The following is a 1,187-nucleotide window of genomic DNA, read 5'->3' as shown; positions in this document are numbered from 1 at the left end:
GTGGGAGATTCTATGGTTATGGGCAAGCCAATTTCATAGCTCTGGTGATGTATTCGCCCTGATTTTTCATCAGGGCGAAAGCCACGCGGGCAAGCTTTCGAGCCAAGATGACCAAGGCTTGGGTTGTTGCTTTACCGCTGTTTCGATGCTGCTCATAAAGGTCTCTCCAAGCGGCCGACCTGCTGGCGGACATTGCCGCGTTGTGCAGCAAACGACGGATCTCTGAACATCCCCGCTTTGTCAGGCGACGACGTCCATTCGTCTGCCCAGAGTCATTAACTCGCAGGTCCATTCCAAGGAATGCGATGAAGGAGTCACTGTTTTTGAACTCGCCTCTGACAAAGGCCATGACTAATGCCGCAGCGGTCAGAAAACCAATTCCTTCTACGGCTTGGCAGCGAGCCACTTGTTCTTGTAGTCCGGCTTCTCGGAGCACGTCCTTAAGCTTTTTCTGAATCAGTAAATCGAGGCGGTCTATCGATTTGACGAACACTTCGAAGGCGCTCTTCAAAAGGCTTTCATTGGCCCAGCTCTGAGTCATTGCAGTGCGTGCTGCCACCAAGGCAGCTCTGCGTCGCAGAAGGCTCTGGACCTTGCCGTAGACGGCGGGAGGGGGGCTCCAGGGGCGAAGATCTTCCCCTTCGTTTCTCAAGAACCGGGACAACAATCTCGCATCAGAAGGGTCAGTTTTGACTCGTCCTCCAACACTTTTCCGATAGTTGCTCAGTTGAAAGCCATCAATGACATAAACCTCAAGACCCGCACCATGGGCTAACTCGACCAGGTCCAAGTGATAGACGTTGGTCGCTTCAACCGCGATAGCCGTGTTGAGCGGCTGTTGTTTCAACCATCGCTTGATGTCGGGTTTTGAATTTTTCAGTTTGATTACCTCATCACTAGCGTCGTGATGGATAACCAACTCAGCCTTTGCGACGTCCGTACCCACGATCAGTTTGCCTGCCTGCATTGCCATGGGCGGTTCTCCACGTTAAGGTTTTTCGGCTTGAAGGGGTTTCACCAAGAGGCGCTGGCTTGCTTCTATCGTCGCTTGCAAACGATGCATTCTTTATCGGCGCTTTGGTGGAAGGGGTGGGGCGATGTCTCCCACGGTCTGTACTGCTGCGAACAGTCAGAATCGGGCATTTAGTCCCACCACCCCTTCAAGTCTAACCATACAAGCGGGCTTG

1 protein-coding gene is annotated in these 1,187 nt (G+C 52.8%); it reads right to left on the bottom strand.

The genetic code is table 11. The annotated features are described in order from the left end of the window. Positions 1-16: 16 nt before the first annotated feature. Complete coding sequence (locus tag AAZU54_RS27250) at positions 17-973, bottom strand: IS110 family transposase (protein ID WP_434727895.1); 957 nt, start codon at positions 971-973, stop codon at positions 17-19. Positions 974-1,187: the final 214 nt, after the last annotated feature.

The organism is Pseudomonas sp. Je.1.5.c (assembly GCF_051129895.1).
Classification (GTDB): Bacteria; Pseudomonadota; Gammaproteobacteria; order Pseudomonadales; family Pseudomonadaceae; genus Aquipseudomonas; species Aquipseudomonas urmiensis.
This window is presented reverse-complemented; position numbering and strand designations above follow the sequence as displayed.

Coding starts and splice junctions, on each gene's coding strand:
- AAZU54_RS27250 (WP_434727895.1), bottom strand. CDS start 973: ATGGCAATGCAGGCAGGCAAACTGATCGTGGGTACGGACGTCGCAAAG.